This is a genomic window from Sporosarcina sp. JAI121, assembly GCF_013408665.1.
Lineage (GTDB): Bacteria > Bacillota > Bacilli > Bacillales_A > Planococcaceae > Sporosarcina.
On sequence record NZ_JACCCL010000001.1, the window covers coordinates 1119948 to 1141329 of the forward strand.

Annotated in this window: 19 protein-coding genes; all 19 read left to right on the top strand. The window is 44.7% G+C overall.

The window, feature by feature from the left end:
• The first annotated feature begins 138 nt into the window (after nt 1-138).
• Complete coding sequence (locus HDC33_RS05285) at nt 139-867, top strand: GntR family transcriptional regulator (RefSeq protein WP_179391452.1); 729 nt, start codon at nt 139-141, stop codon at nt 865-867.
• 46 nt (nt 868-913) lie between these two features.
• The gene (locus HDC33_RS05290; protein WP_179391453.1) at nt 914-1987 is read left to right on the top strand and encodes a BMP family lipoprotein; all 1074 of its coding nucleotides are present in this window, start codon (nt 914-916) and stop codon (nt 1985-1987) included.
• Between the two features lie 274 nt (nt 1988-2261).
• Nucleotides 2262-3833, top strand: coding sequence for an ABC transporter ATP-binding protein (locus HDC33_RS05295; protein WP_179391454.1), 1572 nt, complete (start codon nt 2262-2264; stop codon nt 3831-3833).
• Complete coding sequence (locus tag HDC33_RS05300; RefSeq protein ID WP_179391455.1) at nt 3823-4869, top strand: ABC transporter permease; 1047 nt, start codon at nt 3823-3825, stop codon at nt 4867-4869. The genes HDC33_RS05295 and HDC33_RS05300 overlap by 11 nt, the downstream gene beginning before the upstream one ends.
• Before the next feature lies 1 nt (nt 4870).
• Nucleotides 4871-5830 carry an ABC transporter permease gene (locus HDC33_RS05305; RefSeq protein WP_179391456.1) on the top strand — a complete coding sequence of 320 codons (960 nt, stop codon included), beginning with the start codon at nt 4871-4873 and terminating at the stop codon, nt 5828-5830.
• A gap of 153 nt (nt 5831-5983) precedes the next feature.
• Nucleotides 5984-7258, top strand: coding sequence for an EF-P 5-aminopentanol modification-associated protein YfmF (gene yfmF / locus HDC33_RS05310; protein WP_179391457.1), 1275 nt, complete (start codon nt 5984-5986; stop codon nt 7256-7258).
• Nucleotide 7259: 1 nt separating this feature from the next.
• Entirely contained in the window at nt 7260-8558 is a 1299-nt protein-coding gene (gene yfmH / locus HDC33_RS05315) for an EF-P 5-aminopentanol modification-associated protein YfmH (RefSeq protein ID WP_179391458.1), read from the top strand.
• Complete coding sequence (gene ymfI, locus HDC33_RS05320; protein WP_179391459.1) at nt 8555-9289, top strand: elongation factor P 5-aminopentanone reductase; 735 nt, start codon at nt 8555-8557, stop codon at nt 9287-9289. The genes yfmH and ymfI overlap by 4 nt, the downstream gene beginning before the upstream one ends.
• A 152-nt stretch (nt 9290-9441) precedes the next feature.
• Nucleotides 9442-10239 (top strand): DUF3388 domain-containing protein, encoded by a 798-nt coding sequence (locus HDC33_RS05325; RefSeq protein WP_179391460.1) that lies wholly within the window; start codon nt 9442-9444, stop codon nt 10237-10239.
• A gap of 16 nt (nt 10240-10255) precedes the next feature.
• Nucleotides 10256-11131: a helix-turn-helix domain-containing protein gene (locus tag HDC33_RS05330; RefSeq protein WP_179391461.1), complete on the top strand. Its 876-nt coding sequence runs from the start codon at nt 10256-10258 to the stop codon at nt 11129-11131.
• A 51-nt stretch (nt 11132-11182) separates the two neighbouring features.
• Entirely contained in the window at nt 11183-11761 is a 579-nt protein-coding gene (gene pgsA / locus HDC33_RS05335; protein WP_179391462.1) for a CDP-diacylglycerol--glycerol-3-phosphate 3-phosphatidyltransferase, read from the top strand.
• 14 nt (nt 11762-11775) lie between these two features.
• Entirely contained in the window at nt 11776-13023 is a 1248-nt protein-coding gene (locus HDC33_RS05340) for a competence/damage-inducible protein A (protein WP_179391463.1), read from the top strand.
• 180 nt (nt 13024-13203) lie between these two features.
• Nucleotides 13204-14262 carry a recombinase RecA gene (recA, locus tag HDC33_RS05345; protein ID WP_179391464.1) on the top strand — a complete coding sequence of 353 codons (1059 nt, stop codon included), beginning with the start codon at nt 13204-13206 and terminating at the stop codon, nt 14260-14262.
• 1385 nt (nt 14263-15647) lie between these two features.
• Nucleotides 15648-17207: a ribonuclease Y gene (rny, locus tag HDC33_RS05350; RefSeq protein WP_179391465.1), complete on the top strand. Its 1560-nt coding sequence runs from the start codon at nt 15648-15650 to the stop codon at nt 17205-17207.
• A gap of 64 nt (nt 17208-17271) precedes the next feature.
• On the top strand, nt 17272-18069 hold the full coding sequence (locus HDC33_RS05355; RefSeq protein ID WP_179391466.1) for a TIGR00282 family metallophosphoesterase: 798 nt from the start codon (nt 17272-17274) through the stop codon (nt 18067-18069).
• An 86-nt stretch (nt 18070-18155) separates the two neighbouring features.
• Nucleotides 18156-18428 carry a stage V sporulation protein S gene (locus HDC33_RS05360; RefSeq protein WP_179391467.1) on the top strand — a complete coding sequence of 91 codons (273 nt, stop codon included), beginning with the start codon at nt 18156-18158 and terminating at the stop codon, nt 18426-18428.
• Nucleotides 18429-18620: 192 nt separating this feature from the next.
• A complete protein-coding gene (gene miaB / locus HDC33_RS05365; RefSeq protein ID WP_179391468.1) occupies nt 18621-20162 on the top strand; it encodes a tRNA (N6-isopentenyl adenosine(37)-C2)-methylthiotransferase MiaB in 1542 nt (513 codons plus the stop codon).
• On the top strand, nt 20162-20593 hold the full coding sequence (locus HDC33_RS05370; protein WP_179391469.1) for a YlbF/YmcA family competence regulator: 432 nt from the start codon (nt 20162-20164) through the stop codon (nt 20591-20593). The genes miaB and HDC33_RS05370 overlap by 1 nt, the downstream gene beginning before the upstream one ends.
• 102 nt (nt 20594-20695) lie before the next feature.
• Nucleotides 20696-21265 carry an outer spore coat protein CotE gene (cotE, locus tag HDC33_RS05375; RefSeq protein ID WP_255457370.1) on the top strand — a complete coding sequence of 190 codons (570 nt, stop codon included), beginning with the start codon at nt 20696-20698 and terminating at the stop codon, nt 21263-21265.
• Nucleotides 21266-21382: the final 117 nt, after the last annotated feature.

A 21382-nucleotide genomic window follows, 5' to 3' on the forward strand; every position in this document is an offset into this window, starting at 1 on the left:
AATTATGCACTTCGAAAGAACACATTCGTAATATTTTTCTAAAGTGTTGTTTATTTTATGTGACGAAAGTGATATAGTATGGATGATTAGTAGTGACGTTTAACATCAGAGGTCTGACCTCGTATAGGGGGAGATGGTATGATGGTGAAAGCGGATCAAAGACATTTGTATGTACAAGTTATTGAACGTCTGAAAACGGACATCGAATCGGGTATATTCAAAGAGAATGAGCGGTTCCCTTCGGAATTTGAACTCGCTCGTACACTGGGTGTCAGCCGCGCAACACTCCGCGAAGCGCTCCGTGTGCTTGAGGAGGATAAGGTCATCGTCCGCAAGCATGGTGTTGGGACGTTCGTTAATCCAAAACCGTTGTTTTCATCGGGCATTGAGCAATTATCCAGCGTTTCCTCTATGATCCGCGATGCGGGGATGGAGCCGGGTACGATTTTCATGGATGTTTCGGAAACGGACCCATGTGATGAAAGCATCGCCAAATTTGATTGCGATGAAGATGATCGTTTGGTTACCATTAAAAGAGTACGGACCGCAGACGGCGCCCCGGTAGTCTATTGTATCGATCAGGTCCTATCAAAAAACCTTTCGGCCGACACGGAAGAGCTGATGAATGATTCTATTTTCGACGCGATCGAAAAGTCTGGCACAATCCGTATCGGCCAAGCTGTGGCGCATATCGAGCCTGTTGGATACGATGATGAAGCATCGTCCATCCTAAGATGCGGAGTCGATGTTCCACTCCTTGTTCTTCTGCAGCATCATTACAGTGAGGAAGGCGAAATGGTCCTTTACTCGAAAAACTATTTTCGGGCTGATAAATTCAGTTTCCATGTCGTACGAAAAAGGGTATAAGACGTTAATACGTCCTACTAATAGAAAAAACAGGGAGGTTCCAACAATGAGCAAACGTAAATTTGGTCTTGCTTTATCAATGGTCCTAGCTGCCGGTACAATACTTGGCGCTTGTGGAACGGATAAAGCGAAAGACAAAGAAGGTTCTACGGGTGGTACGAAAGAAGATACTTTCTCAATTGCAATGGTAACTGATACAGGCGGTGTTGACGACAAATCGTTCAACCAATCCGCTTGGAAGGGGATCCAAGACTACGGTAAAGAAAATAACCTTGAAAAAGGCGATGGCGGCTTTGATTACTTACAGTCAAAAGAAGACGCTGAATACATGCCAAATTTAAACAAACTTGTTCAACGTGATTTCGACCTTATCTTAGGGGTAGGATTCCTGTTGAAAGAGTCGATTGATGAAATTGCTTCACAACGCCCTGACAACAAATTTGCGCTTGTTGATGAAGTTTCCGACATGCCTAACGTAGCAAGTCTTATGTTCAAAGAGCAAGAAGGAGCATTCCTTGCGGGTGTAGCAGCTGCTCGTATGTCGAAATCCGGTAAAATCGGTTTTGTCGGCGGAATGGATATCCCGGTTATCGAACGTTTTGAAGCTGGATTCCTTGCAGGTGTAGCGGCTGTAAAACCTGAACTCAAAGTTGATGTTCAATATACAGGCGATTTTGGAAAAGCTGAACTTGGTAAAGCTGCAGCAAACCGTATGTATTCTTCAGGTGTAGATATTATTTTCCACGCTGCAGGCGGTACTGGTAACGGTGTATTCGCAGAAGCGAAAGAACGTAAAAAAGCAGATCCAAACGCTTATGTATGGGTAATCGGTGTAGACTCCGACCAATATGATGAAGGTCAAGTAGGCGACGATAACATAACATTGACTTCAATGCTGAAACGCGTTGACATTGCAGTTAAAAATACAGCAGATCTTGCTGCTAAAGGTGACTTCCCTGGCGGTGAAGTAACTACTTTCGGTCTTGCTGACAATGGTATTGCACTTGCCGATTCACACGGAGCGATTCCGCAAGAAGTGCTGGACGAAGTGGATGAGTTTACAAAGAAAATTGCAGACGGTGAAATCGAAGTTCCAGAATTCAGAGCTAAAAAGAAATAAAAAACAAGTAAACATGAAGACCGATGTATTCGGTCTTCATGATTTAAATGTAAATTAATAGAAGAAAAGATTCCGTATATGGTTTCTTTTCTTGTGTTAATTTAATTTCATTAAGCAAACGTCTCCCACTTCTATAAGTGGCGGGATGAATGCGAACGAAGCCTATTATCCGGCGGGGATTCAACCCCCTGCTGTTTAAAGACAAAGCCTCCGGCGGATGTCGCGCCGAGGCGTGATAGATTCTAACTTACGCAAACGCGAGGGAGTGAACCCAGTGGAATATGTTATAGAAATGCTGAACATCCGAAAGGAATTCGGTAATTTTGTTGCGAACGACGATATTACTCTTCAGCTTGAAAAAGGTGAAATCCATGCTTTATTAGGTGAGAACGGAGCGGGGAAATCTACGTTGATGAATGTGCTATTCGGCCTCTATCAGCCTGAAGGCGGAGAAATTCGGGTGCGGGGAAAAGCGGTTGCTATTACGGATCCCAACGTTGCGAACAATTTGGGGATAGGGATGGTTCACCAACATTTTATGCTGGTTGAAAATCTGACAGTCACAGAAAATATCATTCTCGGAAATGAACCGAAAAAAATGGGTATGATCAATGTAAAAGATGCAGCAAAAAAAGTGGCGGAGATTTCGAAGTTATATGGACTTGACGTGGATCCCTATGCAAAAATCGAGGATATTTCTGTCGGTATGCAGCAACGGGTAGAAATATTGAAAACGCTTTATCGAGGTGCGGAAATTCTGATTTTCGATGAACCGACTGCATCTTTAACACCGCAAGAAATCACGGAACTGATTTCTATCATGAAAAAATTGATTAGCGAAGGAAAATCGATTATCATCATCACCCACAAACTTCAGGAAATAATGGATGTATCCGATCGGGTGACGATTATCCGTAAAGGGAAAGGGATCGGAACAGTGATTACTTCGGAAACCGACCCGGAAGAACTTGCAACTTTAATGGTTGGTCGTCAAGTTACATTCAAAACGGAAAAAGGACCGTCTTATCCAGCTGAGGAAGTTCTCCGTGTAGAAAACCTTGTTGTGGAGGATTATCGTAAAATTCCGAAAGTGAAAGGGTTAAATCTTTCTGTCCGTAAGGGTGAAATAGTTGGAATTGCAGGAATTGACGGCAATGGTCAATCAGAATTGATCGAAGCGATAACAGGTCTCCGGAAAGTGAAAAGTGGAAAAGTGTTCTTGGATTCAAAGGATGTCACCGGAAAAAAACCGCGTGAAATTACAGAATCCGGTCTTGGTCATATTCCCCAAGATCGCCATAAACATGGTCTGGTTCTTGACTTCTCAGTAGGATACAACGTCGCATTACAAACTTATTATAAAGCACCTTTATCCAAAAATAGCATTGTGAATTATAAACTCGTATCTAAAAAGGCAAAAGAAATCATCGAGATGTATGATGTACGGACACAAGGTGAGCATGAGTTTGCCCGTGCACTTTCGGGAGGGAATCAGCAGAAGCTCATCATCGGACGTGAAGTGGATCGGAATCCAGAATTGCTGATTGCCGCCCTTCCGACACGGGGGCTTGATGTCGGTGCAATTGAATTCATTCATAAACGATTAATAGAACAACGTGATAACGGCAAAGCGGTTCTTCTTATTTCGTTTGAACTGGATGAAGTGATGAACGTTTCCGACCGCATTGCAGTTATTTACGATGGTATTATTGTCGATACGGTTATTCCTGCCGAAACGACTGAACAGCAACTTGGACTTCTAATGGCAGGACAAACGAAGGAAAAGATTGTCGTCGAAGGGAAAGAAGTTAGGCTGAAAGAGGGTGATGATCACCATGTCGAATAGATTTGTGAATATATTGGTACCGATCATCTCGATTATTCTAGGACTGCTTGTTGGTGCAATCGTCATGTTGCTTAGCGGATATGATCCGGTTGCCGGGTATATTGCATTATGGAACGGTATCTTCGGAAACATGTATTCAATCGGTGAAACAATCCGGCAAATAAGTCCTTATATACTTGCGGGTCTCGCTGTTGCATTCGCATTCCGCACCGGTCTTTTCAACATCGGGGTAGAAGGACAGTTGATCGTCGGCTGGTTCGCAGCGGCTTACGTCGGAATGGCGTTTGAACTGCCGAAACTCATCCATTTACCTTTAGCGCTTCTTGCAGCTGCTTTGGCGGGGGCACTTTGGGGGCTGGTTCCCGGTATCCTGAAAGCGACACTTCATGTGCATGAAGTTATTGTCACCATCATGATGAACTACATTGCACTTCATACGGTGAATGCGCTGATCAAAGCTGTTTCCGACGGCGGATACAAGACAGGGAAGATTCACCCGACAGCATCCCTACGATCGGATTTCTTATCCAATCTGACGGATTTCTCTACGTTGCACTATGGAATTTTCGTCGCACTTGCGATGGTTGCAGTCATGTGGTTCATTTTGGAGAAAACGAAAACTGGGTTCGAGCTTAAATCAGTTGGTTTCAACGACCACGCGTCACAATATGCAGGAATGAATGTAAAAAAGAACATTATTTTGTCCATGGTGGTCTCGGGTGCGTTTGCAGGACTCGGAGGAGCGATGGAAGCCCTTGGAACTTTCGGAAATATGGTGACGCGAAGTGCGTTTACAGGTATTGGATTTGACGGGATTGCCGTCGCCCTTTTAGGTGCAAATACGCCGCTTGGTGTTATTTTCGGGGCATCGCTCTTCGGGTCACTGAAATATGGTGCCGGAAATATGCCGAATGAGGCGGGCGTGCCGATTGAAATCGTATCAATCGTCATTGCGCTAATCATATTCTTTGTCGCATCAGGCTATATTATTCGCGTTCTTCTTAGCAAGATGAAAAAGAAAAAGGAGGCAAAATGATATGAGTTTTCTAGAAATACTTTATTTCATCGTTCCGATTACCATTTCATACGCTGCCCCTCTCATTTTCACTGCAATCGGAGGCGTATTCTCGGAACGTTCGGGTGTTGTTAACATCGGTCTTGAAGGGCTCATGGTCATGGGTGCTTTTATCGGAATTCTATTCAATTTATTTTACGCTGATACATTTGGTGCTTGGACTCCGTGGCTTGCATTGCTGGTGGCAATGATCGTTTCCGGGATATTCTCCATCATGCATGCGGTCGCTTCGATTACATTCCGTGCCGATCAAGTAGTATCGGGGGTTGCCATCAACATGCTGGGAATCGCCATCGCTTTGTTCTCCGTAAAATTGATTTACGGCAAGGGACAGACGGATTTCATTCAACATAGTATTCCGCGTTTTAACGTCCCGATCCTACATGAAATCCCGTTTATCGGCCCTCTATTTTTCAAGGGAATTTATGGTTCATCTATATTGGCAATAGGCCTCGCTTTTCTGGCGTGGTTCATCATTTATAAAACGCCATTCGGTCTTCGCCTCCGTTCAGTCGGGGAACATCCGATGGCTGCAGATACAATGGGAATCAACGTAACGAAAATCCGCTATATTGCGGTCATTATTTCGGGAGGTCTTGCCGGTATTGGCGGGGCAATCTACTCTCAAACGATGACGAATGATTTCAGTCATGCAACGATTAATGGACAAGGGTTCATGGCACTTGCCGCGATGATTTTTGGTAAATGGCATCCGATTGGTGCGATGGGGGCTGCCTTGTTCTTCGGATTTGCACAAGCACTTGCTATCAGTTCGTCTAGTATATCGTTTATGGAAAATGTCCCATCCGTCTATCTGTACATTTTGCCATACGCATTGACAATTCTTGCTCTTGCAGGATTCATCGGTAGAGCGAATGCGCCGAAAGCAAGCGGACAGCCTTATATAAAAGGAAATCGATAAAATGAAGCTGCCTCGATCGTCTGATACATCGGACTTTGGGGCAGTCTTTTTATATGAGAAAAGATACATTCGGCTGATAATTTGCATCTATTGACTTATGGAATGTATAGTGAAGTGAGGATTCCGCATATTAACTAAAACAGAGGTGTTCATATGTTCAAAAAAGTCGGGTTACAAGAGGGCGTCACATTATATATCCGAAAGTCGGAACAGTTTAAAACCGTCAATTTCTCGGTGAAATGGAAAACGGCTCTTGATGAAAAGAAAGCAGCTCATCGCGCAGTTCTGGCGAACGTTCTGGAAGATTCCAACGGCCGCTATCAGACACAAACCGAATTCCGGAATGCGTTAGACGAATTATATGGAACGGTATTGTACACTGATGCCGGAAAACGGGCAGAAACGCATATTGTTTCCCTTTCCGCTGAATGTGTAAACGATGAATATATATCTGAAGGCGGTGTGCTTGATGAAGTGCTCAGCTTGATTCAAACAGTGATTTTCGACCCTAACATCAAGGACGGAAAATTCGATGATACCGTCGTCACTCGCGAAAAAAGGTCTGTGAAAGATCGAATCCGTTCGGTTTACGATGATAAGACGAGATACGCCCAAAAAAGAATGCTGGAATTACTACGACCAGACAGTGCAGCATCTGCATCATCCTACGGAACGGAAAAAGATGTCGAAGCGCTTACATCAGCAGATCTATTTGCTGCTTATGAAAGTATGATCAATGACGATGAAATCGATATCTACGTTGTGGGAGACATCGACGAAAACGAAATGACAGAGAAGATCAAGTCACTTTTCACATTCAACCCGCGTACAGTACAGAACCGTCAACCTGTTGTTCAACAAACAGCGAAACAAACGACGGATATTAAACATGTGCTGGAGAAACAGGATATGAAACAAGGAAAACTGCATCTTGGATTCAGTACACCCGTAACATTCGGTCATCCTGATTATGCGAAAATGCAAGTCACAAACGGAGTTTTCGGCGGTTTTGCACACAGTAAACTGTTCATGAATGTCCGAGAGAAAGAAAGCATGGCGTATTACGCATCCAGTTCCTATTCTTCCCATTACGGACTTCTCTATGTAATGGCGGGAATTGACGCTGAACTTGAAGAAAAAGCTGTAAATCTTATTAAGGAACAACTTTCAGAACTTCAAGCGGGAGAAATTACGGATCTTGAAATCGAGCAGACGCAAGCGTTACTTGCAAATGGCATTAAAAGTGCATTCGACTCAGCTAGAGGTCAGATTGAAGTGTTTGATCAATACAAGGAACTGGATGAAAACTTCACAGCGGATTCAATCATTTCCGGCTGGGAAGCTGTAACGAAAGAGGATATAAGAAAAATGGCCTCTGAAATCACTTTAGAAATCGTCTATCTGTTATCGGGCAAGGGGGCTAACTAAGATGAAGAAGATTCAATTCGATAATTTACAGGAAACCTTATATAACGAAACACTCGACAACGGACTAGATGTCTACATTTTACCTAAACGCGGATTTTCAAAAACATTCGTGACGTTCACGACTAAATATGGTTCAATCGACCGTACATTCATTCCACGTGGGAAAAATGAGGAAGTGACTGTTCCGGACGGTATCGCGCATTTCCTTGAGCATAAAATGTTTGAAAAAGAAGATGGAGATGTATTTCAGAAGTTTAGCGTGAATGGAGCATCCGCCAATGCGTTCACTTCCTTCACACGGACTGCTTATTTATTCTCTGCAACCGATAAGCTATATGATAATACAGAAATCCTACTTGATTTCGTCCAAGAACCATATTTTACGGAGAAAACGGTTGATAAGGAAAAGGGAATCATTGCACAGGAAATCACGATGTACGATGACCAACCCGATTGGCGTCTATATTTCGGTACGATTGAGAACATGTTCCATGAGCATCCGGTGAAGATCGACATTGCCGGTACAGTAGCATCGATTCAAGACATCACGGCAGATCATTTGTATGAATGCTATGAAACCTTCTATCATCCATCGAATATGGTGCTTTTCGCAGTGGGTGCTGTTGACCCCGCGGAAATGATGGCGTTCATCAAGAAGAATCAAGATGCCAAAACATTTGATGAGCCAGCGGAAATCATCCGCAGTTTTCCGACTGAAGCGGACACCGCCGCGAAAACCGATCGGAATCTTGTGATGGACGTATCAAAACCGAAATTGAATATCGGGATGAAATGCAATAAAACGGACATTGAGGGAGAAGAGATGCTGATTCAAGAATTATCGGCGGGACTTGTCCTCGATATCCTATTTGGCAGATCCTCAGAGTTCTTTACGGAATCATACAATGAAGGACTGATTGATGAGTCATTCTCTTATGATTTCACAATGGAGAACGGATTTGGTTTCGCTATGGTCGGTTCTGATACAGACCAGCCTGTGGAACTTGAAACCGCAATTCGAAAAACGATCCGCGACGCGGTGGAAAATTGGCCCATTACCGATGTGGAACTTAATCGGATGAGGAAGAAGAAAATTGGTCAATTCATGCGTTCTTTGAATTCACCGGAATTCATCGCCAACCAATTTACACGATATACTTTCAATAACATGAACTTGTTCGATGTCATTCCTACATTCGAAAAGTTGACGCTTGAGAACTTAAAAGATGCATTCAACACGTTTTGTGATGAAAGCGGTCATACTGTCTATTCAATCGTTCCAGCTGTAAAAGCAAAATGAAGCAACGGAAATACTGTGTCGTACTCGGCGCATCGGGTGGCATAGGTGAAGCGATCAGCAGAAGTTTAGCATCTGCAGGTTGGTCGCTTTTCCTTCATTGCCATGAAAACACAGAACAGGCAGCGCTTTTGCTGACAGAGCTGAGCAGAGCATTTCCCGAGTCGGACTTTCGCGTAGTGCAAGCTGATTTCCGTGCATCGGATGGGGCTGAGAAACTAGCCGAACAAGTCCGGGATGTTGGTGCCATCGTCGCTGCGAACGGCCAGTCGATGCTGAAGCTCCTGACGGAGACGACTGCAGAAGACATGGATGGATTATGGAAGGTGCATGTCCAAAATCCTGCAAGGTTCATCGGGCTTATTTCGTCCCAACTGCGCACTTTTGAACAATCGTACGTCGTCATGATCGGGTCGGTCTGGGGCAATACGGGAGCGGCGGGGGAAGTGATGTATTCCGCGGTGAAAGGAGCGCAGCATGCATTTGTGAAAGCCTACGCGAAAGAAGCGGCCTATTCAGGAATGCGTGTCAATGCAGTTGCACCCGGATGGATTGAAACCCGGATGAATGCAGATATCCCATTGGACGAACGGCAGATGATCATTGATGAAATTCCGCTAATGCGCCCGGGAACGCCCGAGCATGTCGCCGAAGCGGTAAACTTTCTGTTAAGCGGCAAGGCGGATTATATAACAGGCGAGATAATGAAAGTGAACGGCGGTTGGTATATATAGTTTGACGAGGGGGGAGTACGACAATCCCCTTTTTTTCTTTTACCCTTTTTCCTTTTCATAATGTGTCGAATCCGCTATCATAGAACTATATTGCTTCTTGTGCGTCATATAGTTATGGATGTTCAAAAAATGGATGAAAGGGTGTGTGTCGGATGGGAGAATGGTATCTTGAATATGAAATTCAAGTGAACCGTCCTGGTCTTCTGGGTGATATTGCGTCACTGCTTGGAATGCTACGCGTCAACATCGTAACAATCAATGGAGTCGATGGCGGGCACCGCGGAATGTTACTGCGGACTGACAATGATGATCAGATCGCCCGCTTTGAACAAATTGCCGAGACGATGGAAACGATCCAAGTGATAAAAATCCGCGAGCCGAAGTTACGTGATATTCTTGCTGTCCGGCATGGACGTTACATTCAACGTGATGCGGATGAGAGGAAAACATTCCGATTCCTAAGGAGCGACCTTGGAATCCTTGTTGATTTCATGGCGGAGATTTTCAAGCAGGAAGGTCATAAATTAATCGGGATTCGCGGAATGCCTCGTGTAGGAAAGACAGAATCGGTTGTCGCCGCAAGTGTCTGTGCAAACAAAAAATGGATTTTCCTCTCATCGACGATGATTAAGCAAACGCTGCGGAAAAATTTGGCCGGCGATGAATTTTCGAAAGACAATATTTTCATCCTTGATGGTATCGTCACGCGACGTGCAGAGGATGAGCGCCATATGCAACTCGTCAGGGAAATGATGCGCATGCCAACTATAAAAGTGGTGGAACATCCTGATATGTTCGTGCAACATTCCGAATACAATATTGAGGATTTCGATTACATTATTGAATTGAGAACAGATCCAGAGCAAGAAATTACATATGAAATGATGGAAAAAAACCATATGATATCCGACCGTGCAGCAATGGATGGTCCGGGTTTATTCAACTTCTGATAGGCAGGTGTTTTTGGTGACCGGATTAGGTGATCGTCTCAAGCAGGCGAGAACAGATAAAGGATTTACTTTAGATGATTTACAGTCTTTAACAAAGATACAGAAACGGTACCTTTCCGGTATCGAAAATGAAGATTACAGCATGATGCCCGGCTCTTTTTATGTACGTGCATTTATTAAACAATATGCTGAGGCGGTAGGGCTCGATCCCGATGAAATGCTTGCTATGTATAAGGATACGGCTCCGGCGGCGTCGGCTGAAGAAGAAACTGGTCAACTATCAACTCCGACATTGACACGTAGAAGTGGTTTGAAAAGCAACGATCGTTTGAATGAAATGATGCCTAAAATCATCGTTGCCTTATTCATTATCGTTATCATTGTCGTCATTTGGACCCTTTATCAAAAAGGTCCATCCACCAAGCCGTCTGTTGTGGACGATACCGTGACGAACGAGCCAGTGACGATGGAGAACAGCAAACCGGATTCCGATAAGACCGATTCAAGTAAAGTAGATGAAGATCCGGTGGACGAAGAAGCGGACCCGGAACCGGAAAAGCCGGTGCAATCGCTCACTTTTGGAAGCGCAAGCGGGGAAACATCGACATACAGCCTTACGGGTGCGGAATCGTTCAACCTTGAAATTCGGTTGAATGGGGGTTCTTGGATCGGTGTCAAAGATAATACCGGGAAAGAATGGATGACGCCAGCACGTATTATGAAGGCGGGGGATTCGGTTGAATTCGATGTATCGGCAACGGACTCGGTCAGAATCCGTGTAGGTCGTCCCAAATCCACTGAAATCTATGTCAACGGCGAGCTGCTAGAATATGGCGTACCGCCACAGGACACTGTCCCGCAAAACATTATGATTGAATACAAAAAAGAGTAATAGTCATCTACTTCAGATGACTATTTTCTTTGAAAGGAAAGGTGTGACTTTATGAATTTACCTAATAAAATTACAGTATCGCGTGTGCTGCTAATTCCAGTTTTCATGGTTTTCATGCTTATCGATTTTAAAATGGGTACGATTGCCATAGGCGGCACTGAAATGATGAAAGAACATCTAATTGGCGGTTTGATTTTTATCATCGCCTCCATAACGGACTGGCTCGACGGCTATATCGCGCGAAAAAGAAACCTCGTCACGAATATGGGGAAATTTCTAGATCCGCTTGCTGATAAATTGCTCGTTTCCGCAGCACTTATCATTCTTGTCGAACTTGGACTGGCACCTTCTTGGATTGTTATCGTCATCATCAGCCGTGAATTCGCCGTGACGGGATTAAGGCTGATCCTTGCAGGCGGCGGTGAAGTCGTGGCGGCCAATCAACTCGGAAAAATCAAGACGACTGCTCAAATTTTGGCGATTGCGTCTTTGTTGTTGCATAATATATTTTTCGAATCAATCGGTGTGCCGTTCGGTATGATTATGCTTTACATTGCACTCGTATTTACAATTTGGTCAGGTTTCGACTACTTCTACAAAAACAGACGTGTACTGCTTGATTCGATGTAAGGGGATGGGATATTGTGAAAGCGGAAATCATTGCGATAGGTTCCGAGTTACTTCTCGGTCAAATTACGAATACAAATGCAAAATTCATCTCGTTGAAACTTGCGGAAATAGGCGTTGATGTTCATTATCAGACAGTCGTCGGAGACAATCCGGACCGTTTGGATGAAGTAATTGAAATTGCAAGAAAACGTGCAGATATCCTTATTTTCACCGGAGGACTTGGACCGACGAAAGATGATATGACGAAAGAAACGATCGTGAAGCATATCGGTACAACGCTGGTCAGCGATGACGAAGCCCTCCTTTATATCCAGCAGTACTTTGAACGCAGCGGCAGGGTGATGACAGAAAATAATAAGAAACAAGCGCTGGTCTTTAAAGGCGCGAAAGTTCTTCCGAACAGAAAAGGGATGGCACCGGGGATGGCTGTGGAAAAGGATGGCGTACGGTATATTCTGCTGCCGGGTCCACCGCATGAAATGGAGCCGATGTTCACGGATGAGGCGATTCCCTACTTGTTAGGCGCTACCGGGAAACAGGAAGTCATCACTTCCCGGGTCCTGAAGTTTTATGGCATAGGCGAGGCGGAGCTTGAACATCGCATCCAGCCCATTTTGGAAAAACAGACGAATCCGACAGTGGCTCCACTTGCGACAGCCGATGCAGTGACATTGCGCATCACTGCCAAAGCAAAATCGACAGATGCGGCATTACAGCTGATTGTTCCTGTAGAACAGGAAATTCGGGCGGTTGTCGGTGAGTACATCTATGGAACGGACGACGATACATTATCATCCAAAGCTGCGGAACTTCTTATTAAGAATGGCTGGACGATAGCGGCTGCTGAAAGTTTGACGGCAGGCCTATTCATGGCGGAACTGGCCGGCGAACCGGGAATCAGTGCGTCACTTGAAGGCGGCGTTGTCGTTTATAACGAGAAGGCGAAAATTGAACAACTAGGCGTGGAAGGGGCACTGCTTGAGGAATATGGAGTAGTTAGTGCGGAATGTGCAGCATCTCTAGCGGACAACGTAAAAAGGATGTTCGGGTCTGATATAGGAATCGGTCTCACAGGTGCGGCAGGACCGGATCCACATGATGGAAAACCGGTCGGTACTGTATGGATCGGCATCAGTTCTATGAATGCGGAAACTGAAACTCATAAATTATTGTTGTCAGGTTCAAGAAATGCAAACCGTCTTCGATCGGCAAGATTTGCACTCTATTATCTCATAAAATACTTGAACGCCAAAGAAAGCTGAAATTGAAGTTTCAACCGATTTCTCACTTAAAAGCGTATTTTCCTTCTTATTCTCATTTAAAATCTGTTTTCCGGAAAAATAAACGAATAAATGTTCGCTTATTTATTGAGTATTTCTCAATAAAGGAGTATAGTAGAGATAGTAAGAAAAACAGAACATCATCTTTAGGGAGGAAATACATTGAGCGATCGTAAAGCAGCATTAGATATGGCGTTGAAACAAATTGAAAAGCAATTCGGCAAAGGGTCCATTATGAAATTGGGGGAAAAAACGAGTCTGGAATATTCCACCTCTTCGACAGGCTCCCTGGCACTTGACGCCGCGCTCGGCATAGGCGGATATCCACGCGGTCGTGTCATTGAAATATACGGACCTGAAAGTTCAGGTAAAACGACGGTTGCCCTTCATGCCATTGCAGAAGTACAGGCAGCGGGCGGAACAGCGGCTTTCATTGATGCCGAACATGCGCTTGACCCGATTTACGCGCGTAAATTAGGTGTTAATATCGATGAATTACTGCTTTCCCAGCCTGATACGGGAGAGCAAGCGCTTGAAATCGCTGAAGCGCTTGTACGAAGCGGTGCGGTTGATATTTTCGTAGTCGACTCCGTCGCAGCACTCGTACCAAAAGCGGAAATTGAAGGGGAGATGGGTGATTCGCACATTGGATTGCAAGCCCGTCTAATGTCACAAGCATTACGTAAGCTTTCGGGTGCCATTAATAAATCCAACACGATTGCCATCTTCATCAACCAAATCCGTGAAAAAGTCGGTGTTATGTTCGGAAGCCCGGAAGTCACACCTGGTGGACGTGCGTTGAAATTCTACTCTTCCGTGCGCTTAGATGTACGACGCGGGGAAGCCATCAAGCAAGGCAATGATATGGTGGGGAATAAAACACGGATCCGCGTTGTTAAAAATAAGGTTGCGCCGCCGTTCAAAACAGCGGAAGTCGATATTATGTACGGTGAAGGAATCTCCAGAGAAGGAGAAATCATCGATCTTGGTGCCGAAGCCGAAGTCGTTCAAAAAAGTGGATCATGGTATTCATATGAAGGGGAACGACTTGGACAAGGACGGGAGAATTCGAAACAATTCCTGAAAGAGAATCCGGATATCCGTGCAGAAATCGCCAACAAAATCCGTGAATCATATGGACTTGCAAGTTCAACCTACGTCATTGGTGCTCATGAGGTAGACGACGAAGAAGAGCTGGATCTTCTGCTTGAAAAAGAATAAGGTTTCAAGAACCGGTCTGTCCCGCAAGTGGGGCATGATCGGTTTTTTTATGTGAACAGCTGGATAACCTAAAAAGGAATTCTGAACGCACCTAAAATGAAAGTGCTCGATTTGTTAATGCACATAATACACGTTCCGGCGCTTTGTGGATGCCTCCCGCGATAACATGAAAGGCGCCTTCGCTAGTTTTTTCTAGGTATTTTAAATACACTGATAAAGTTCACAATTATAGTCTGGACTTAGCATTGTCCATAATACATGCTTCGCCTGCTATGCGGATGCAACTCAGAAATAATCAGTGCAGGCGCCTCACAGGGGTAGCCGAAGCCATAAGACTGACGACAAAGTTGTCCGGCTTAGGGGGGGGCACTGAAAAAGTCCGATCTCCTTCAATCCCGTTGATTTCCGTTCCGAGCGGACGCTTTCCACGGGCACGGCTTCAGCCAATCGAACAGCGAAGGGTTCGATTTGCCGTATTTCTGCGTTCTTGGCAGAAATTAAGGCATTCTTCCCCGTGCTCCCAACGCTAACGCTTTTGGTCGCAAAAGCCGTTCTTCGTGACGGCTTTTCCAGCGGGGTCTTCAGCTCGCGCTGTTCCCGCTGGAGTCGCTGCTCTACACTACAATCAACTAGTTCTTACTATAAAAAAGAACTTTTTCAGTGGCTTGGCTTAGGGCGAGAGGCATCCCCGAGCGCCGAAGCGTGTATTACGGAAACCCCTTATCCTCCCAAATAATAGTGAACGTAAATATTCTCAGTACCTCCAACATACCTGCGAAATACCAGCGAAGGCGCCTCAAAGGGGTCGCCGAAGCCATAAGACTGACGACGAAGTTGTCCGGCTTAGGGCGAGAGGCATCCCCAAGCGCCGCAGCGTGTATTACGGGAGCTCCTTATTTCACTCTATAAAAGTAAAAGTAATTTTTCTCAGTAGCTCCAATCTACCTAAGAAAAACCAGCGAAGGCGCCTCAAAGGGGTAGCCGAAGCCATAAGACTGACGACAAAGTTGTCCGGCTTAGGGCGAGAGGCATCCCCAAGCGCCGCAGCGTGTATTACGGAAACTCCTTATCCCACTCAATAATAGTGGACATGTACATTCTCAGCACCCCAACATACCTGCAGAATACCAGCGAAGGCGTACCAAAGCGCCGAAGTGGACTTGAAGGAATTCTTTATTTCAAATTAATAGATTAAAAGCGGTGAACAGGCGGAATCTCTTCTAATAATGCAGTGCAAAGACTCGTGTATCCTTGACATGTCAAATTTACATAGATACAATTAGAATTGTATAATTTCATACCATTGAAATGATTTTGGCAGTATGTTGTACGTTGATATATGAGCCGACTGAAAATGAAAAGAATAGCAGGAGGAGGTGACCTGGATGTTAGTACAAATGATCATCTTCGCTTTGCTCGGTCTAATCGTCGGTGCCGTTGTTACCTATTTCTTTAATAAGAAAGTGAACGATTCAAAAGTGACTGGTGCCAAGAACTCTGCAGAACAAATCGTTGAAGAAGCGAAGCGTGAAGCGGAATCTCTCAAAAAAGAGGCACTATTGGAAGCGAAGGATGAAACTCACAAACTGAGAATTGAAGCGGAATCAGAGATCCGTGAACGAAGGGCGGAACTGCAAAAACAAGAAAGCCGTCTTTTGCAACGGGAAGAAAATCATGACCGCAAGGATGAAGCTCTCAATAAAAGAGACGCGGGTCTGGAGCGCAAAGAAGAAGCGCTTACAGGAAGACAACAGCATATTGAAAAGATGGAACGCAAAGCGGAAGAACTGGTTACGGTTCAGCAGATTGAACTTGAAAAGATATCATCACTGACACGGGAAGAGGCGAAAAGGCTCATCCTTAGCGAAGTGGAAAAAGAGCTTGCTACAGATATCGCCGTCATGACGAAGGAATCTGAACAACGCGCGAAAGAGGAATCGGATAAAAAGTCGCGTGAAATCCTTTCTCTCGCATTACAGCGTTTCGCGGCAGACCATGTTGCCGAAACAACTGTATCGGTAGTAAACTTACCGAACGATGAAATGAAAGGCCGTATTATCGGCCGTGAAGGACGTAATATCCGAACGCTCGAAACGTTGACAGGGATCGACTTGATCATCGATGATACACCCGAAGCGGTCATCTTGTCAGGTTTTGATCCGGTGCGTCGTGAAACTGCGCGACTGGCATTGGAAAAACTTGTGGCAGACGGACGTATTCACCCGGCACGGATTGAAGAGATGGTTGATAAATCAAGACGTGAAGTGGATGAACTAATTCGGGAAACCGGGGAACAAACGACATTCGATATCGGAATTCATAATCTGCATCCCGATCTTATCAAAATATTGGGCAGATTGCGCTTCCGTACAAGTTATGGACAAAACGTCTTGAAACATTCGACGGAAGTCGCCTATCTTGCAGGATTGTTGGCAGCTGAACTTGGCGAAGACGTCACACTTGCGCGACGTGCGGGTCTCCTGCATGATATCGGAAAAGCGATTGACCATGAAGTGGAAGGCAGTCACGTCGAAATCGGCGTAGAACTTGCGACGAAGTACAAAGAGCATCCTGTCGTCATCAACAGTATAGCGTCCCATCATGGGGATACTGAAGCGACATCAGTAATTGCGGTCCTCGTGGCAGCAGCGGATGCATTATCAGCTGCAAGACCGGGAGCACGCAGTGAAACGCTTGAAAACTATATCCGCAGGCTGAAAAAGCTTGAAGAGATTTCCGAATCATACGAAGGTGTAGAAAAATCATTTGCAATCCAGGCCGGTCGCGAAGTTCGCATTATTGTCCGACCAGATCAGATTGACGACATTACAGCCCATCGTCTGGCAAGGGATATCCGGAAAAGGATTGAAGAAGAGCTCGATTATCCGGGACATATCAAAGTAACGGTCATCCGTGAAACACGGGCGGTCGAATACGCAAAATAACGAAAAAAAGGGGTTTCCGTGATTTCGGTCCGGGGGCTTCTTTTTTATTGGGAGAGATTTTACAATGAAAGTATTATTCATCGGAGATATTGTTGGATCACCGGGGCGGGACATGATTTATGACTACTTACCGCGTCTGAAAAGGAAATATGAACCTGATGTCATTATTGCGAACGGGGAAAATGCTGCTGCGGGCAGAGGAATAACAAAAGCGATTTTTGATGACTTGCTTCGTGCAGGAGTTGATGTTGTGACGATGGGAAATCATACGTGGGACCATAAAGAGATTTATGATTTCATCGATGAAACGGATTATCTGATCCGTCCCGCAAACTTTTCAGATGAAGCACCTGGTAAAGGGATGACGACGATTTCACGGAATGGAGTCACATTATCCATCATTAATTTACACGGACGGACATTTTTACCGCCGCACGGAGACCCGTTTGAAAAAGCGGATGAATTGGTAGCGGAAGCGAAAGAAATCTCTCCGCTTGTCTTCGTGGATTTTCATGCCGAAGCTACGAGTGAAAAAATAGCGATGGGCTGGCACCTCGACGGAAAAGCATCTGTGGTCGTCGGAACGCACACGCACGTCCAAACGGCCGATGATCGCATTTTACCAGGTGGGACAGCTTATTTGACAGACGCAGGCATGACGGGGCCTTACGATGAAATATTAGGTATGAAAAAAGAAGATGTCATTTATCGTTTCCGCACAAATCTGCCTGTCCGTTTTGAAGTTCCTAAATCAGGACGTGCCCAGTTAAATGGTCTATTCGTCGTACTGGACGATGAAAGTGGGAAAGCCGTTAAAGTTGAACGGGTATCAATTAATGAGGACCGTCCATTCAAAGGATGATCCGCGTCTAAACAACGCCTCCGATTCATAGGATGGTTTATGGAGATATCCGTTCCATAGACATCGAAAAATAAGGAGGAATTATGTTGAATCCATTGAAGGTATCATCCCGCTCGAATCCGAATTCCGTTGCAGGAGCACTTGTCGCAGTTATCCGGGATCAAGGATATGCAGAAATGCAGGCAGTAGGTGCAGGTGCATTAAATCAAGCCGTAAAAGCAATTGCGATTGCGCGAGGATTCGTTGCTCCTAGTGGCGGAGATCTCATCTGTGCACCCGCTTTCACTGATATTGAAATTAACGGCGAAGGGCGTACGGCATTAAAGTTGCTTGTTGAAAAAAGGCAGCGCAACGTTTAAAACTGAAAAAGTCAAGGCCACGGGAAGCATCAAATTCCTGTGGTTTTTTAGTTGTTCAGATATAAATGCAGATTCTCAACTGTGACAATCAAGCGACAATGCTGCCTCTCCTTGTACAGTCGGTCTACAATTAAGTATAATGAAATCATATGTTTAAATTCCTAGGGTTTCGTAGGAAAGGGGACAAGTGAAATGAACGAAGAACAGCGCCAGGGCGCGGGACTTTTGAAACCGGATCTTGTAAATCCACCGGAAAAGGATTATAGCCGCTATTTCCAAACTGTCTATACGCCGCCTTCGTTGAAGGATGCCAAAAAGCGCGGCAAGGAAGAGATTGCATATCATGACGATTTCGAGATTGACGAAAGGTTCCGCGGGATGGGAACAAACCGGAAGTTTTTCATAAGGACTTTCGGCTGTCAAATGAACGAACATGATACAGAAGTGATTGCGGGCATTTTGATAGGCCTGGGTTATGAACCGACAGATATCGTCGCAGAAGCGAATGTTATATTACTCAACACTTGTGCCATCCGAGAAAACGCGGAAAATAAGGTATTTGGGGAACTGGGCCATTATAAACCGTTGAAACAGAAAAACCCTGATGTTTTAATTGGAGTTTGCGGCTGTATGTCGCAAGAGGAATCAGTCGTCAATAAAATATTGAAAACGTATGATCAAGTCGACATGATTTTTGGGACGCATAATATCCATCGACTTCCTAACATACTGCATGAGGCGTACTTATCGAAAGAGATGGTCATCGATGTATGGTCCAAAGAGGGAGATATCATTGAAAATCTTCCGAAAGTCCGACATGGCAATATCAAGGCGTGGGTGAACATCATGTACGGCTGCGATAAGTTCTGTACATATTGCATCGTTCCTTATACACGCGGCAAGGAACGGAGCAGACGGCCTCAGGACATTATCCAGGAGGTTCGACAGCTGGCATCGCAAGGCTACAAGGAAATAACATTACTCGGTCAGAACGTTAATGCGTATGGAAAAGATTTTGATGACATCGGGTATCGTTTCGGTGATCTGATGGAGGATTTGCGTAAAATCGATATTCCAAGAATTCGATTTACGACGAGTCATCCCCGGGATTTCGATGACCACCTTATCGAAGTGCTTGCAAAAGGCGGTAATCTTGTCGATCATATTCATCTACCAGTTCAATCGGGTTCAAGTGATATTTTAAAAATCATGGCAAGGAAATATACACGTGAACACTATCTCGAACTTGTCCGTAAGATAAAAGAGGCGATTCCGAACGTTACATTAACGACGGATATCATTGTCGGATTTCCGAATGAGACGGATGAGCAGTTCGAAGAAACGATGTCATTGTACAGGGAAGTCGGTTTCGATATAGCTTATACGTATATTTATTCACCCAGGGAGGGTACGCCTGCTGCAAAAATGATTGATAATATCCCGATGGAAGTGAAAAAAGAGCGTTTGCAGCGATTGAACAAACTAGTCAACGATTTATCCGCAGAGGCGATGAAGCCATACAAAGGAAAAATCGTTGAAGTGCTTGTCGAAGGGGAAAGTAAGCGAAATCCAGAGGTGCTCGCAGGATATACTGAGAAAAACAAACTGGTCAATTTCAAAGCGCCACGATCAGCTATCGGGAAAATCGTAAAAGTGAAAATAACAGAGGCAAAAACATGGTCACTCGACGGTGAGTTCATCGGGGTCGTAGAAAAGGAAAAGGTGATGTCATAATGGAAAAGAAATATACTAAAGATGAAATAATCGTAAAAGCACGGGAAATCGCAGTAATGATTGCAAATACGGAACAAGTTGAATTTTTCAAGCGTGCGGAAGAACAGATTAATGAAAATCAGAAAATCCGTGAAAATATCGCGAGTCTGAAATCATTGCAAAAGCAGGCAGTCAATTTCCAACAGTACGGTAAGGAAAAAGCGTTGAGTATCATTGAAGGGAAAATCGAAAAAATACAAAATGATATTGACGAAGTTCCTATCGTTCAGGAATTCAAACAATCACAGTCTGAAGTGAATGATTTGCTCCAACTCGTATCGAACACAATCGCTAACACGGTGACAGATGAAATCATCAAAGCGACGGATGGCGATATACAACGTGGGGAAACCGGTTCATATATAAAGAACACGACATATGACAAGCTATAATCCATTATACCAATCGGCGGAAATAAATTTTCTGCCGATTTTTTTCACTCTCTGGGCTTCTGTTGCATAGAATGGATTGAAGCGAATGGAGGAGGAGTTAAACTGAAGAATATGCGACAGATTGTGACGAAGACGGTTATTGCCAAGGGGAAGAAACGGACAGAGGACACTGTTAATCTTAGGCCGCCGAATAGTCCGACGAGTATACTCGGCTGTTGGGTCATCAACCATACGCATCAAGCGAAAAAGGTTGGTAAATACATCGAAGTGACTGGGAAGTTCGACGTCAACGTTTGGTATTCGCATCAAGATCATTCGAAAACATCTGTCTTTACGGAATCCATCCCTTACAAAGACCGGATTCGTCTGCATTATCGCGATGAGCCCACATCAGGTCATGAGGAAGTAATTGTAGATGTCATCCAGCATCCAAATTGTACTGAGGCGGTCATTTCTGAATGCGGCGAAAAATTCTGTATCACGATTGAGCGTGAATTGGTGGCTGAAGTCGTCGGTGAAACAAAAGTATGTATTTCGGTCCACCCGCAAAGTTTTGAAGAAGAATGGAAGTTCAGCGATGAATCATCGTCGCATGAGCCTGGTCACAGCCATAGTCGCAATCAAGGTCCTGTGCATGACAATAAAAAGGGAAAAGAATCTTCTTCATTTTGAGAGCCGGATAACATTACCGGCTTTTTTTGGTTTTTTCGGGAAGCGGAATAAGTGAAAACCAGTGTATACCACAAATACCACGCAGAACTTGGGCTCATCGAGGTGAGGCTTTGCTTA

Coding starts and splice junctions, on each gene's coding strand:
- HDC33_RS05325 (WP_179391460.1), top strand. CDS start 9,442: ATGGGAGAATGGTATCTTGAATATGAAATTCAAGTGAACCGTCCTGGT.
- HDC33_RS05355 (WP_179391466.1), top strand. CDS start 17,272: ATGAAAGTATTATTCATCGGAGATATTGTTGGATCACCGGGGCGGGAC.
- yfmF (WP_179391457.1), top strand. CDS start 5,984: ATGTTCAAAAAAGTCGGGTTACAAGAGGGCGTCACATTATATATCCGA.
- miaB (WP_179391468.1), top strand. CDS start 18,621: ATGAACGAAGAACAGCGCCAGGGCGCGGGACTTTTGAAACCGGATCTT.
- HDC33_RS05305 (WP_179391456.1), top strand. CDS start 4,871: ATGAGTTTTCTAGAAATACTTTATTTCATCGTTCCGATTACCATTTCA.
- HDC33_RS05290 (WP_179391453.1), top strand. CDS start 914: ATGAGCAAACGTAAATTTGGTCTTGCTTTATCAATGGTCCTAGCTGCC.
- ymfI (WP_179391459.1), top strand. CDS start 8,555: ATGAAGCAACGGAAATACTGTGTCGTACTCGGCGCATCGGGTGGCATA.
- pgsA (WP_179391462.1), top strand. CDS start 11,183: ATGAATTTACCTAATAAAATTACAGTATCGCGTGTGCTGCTAATTCCA.
- HDC33_RS05370 (WP_179391469.1), top strand. CDS start 20,162: ATGGAAAAGAAATATACTAAAGATGAAATAATCGTAAAAGCACGGGAA.
- yfmH (WP_179391458.1), top strand. CDS start 7,260: ATGAAGAAGATTCAATTCGATAATTTACAGGAAACCTTATATAACGAA.
- rny (WP_179391465.1), top strand. CDS start 15,648: ATGTTAGTACAAATGATCATCTTCGCTTTGCTCGGTCTAATCGTCGGT.
- HDC33_RS05300 (WP_179391455.1), top strand. CDS start 3,823: ATGTCGAATAGATTTGTGAATATATTGGTACCGATCATCTCGATTATT.
- HDC33_RS05285 (WP_179391452.1), top strand. CDS start 139: ATGATGGTGAAAGCGGATCAAAGACATTTGTATGTACAAGTTATTGAA.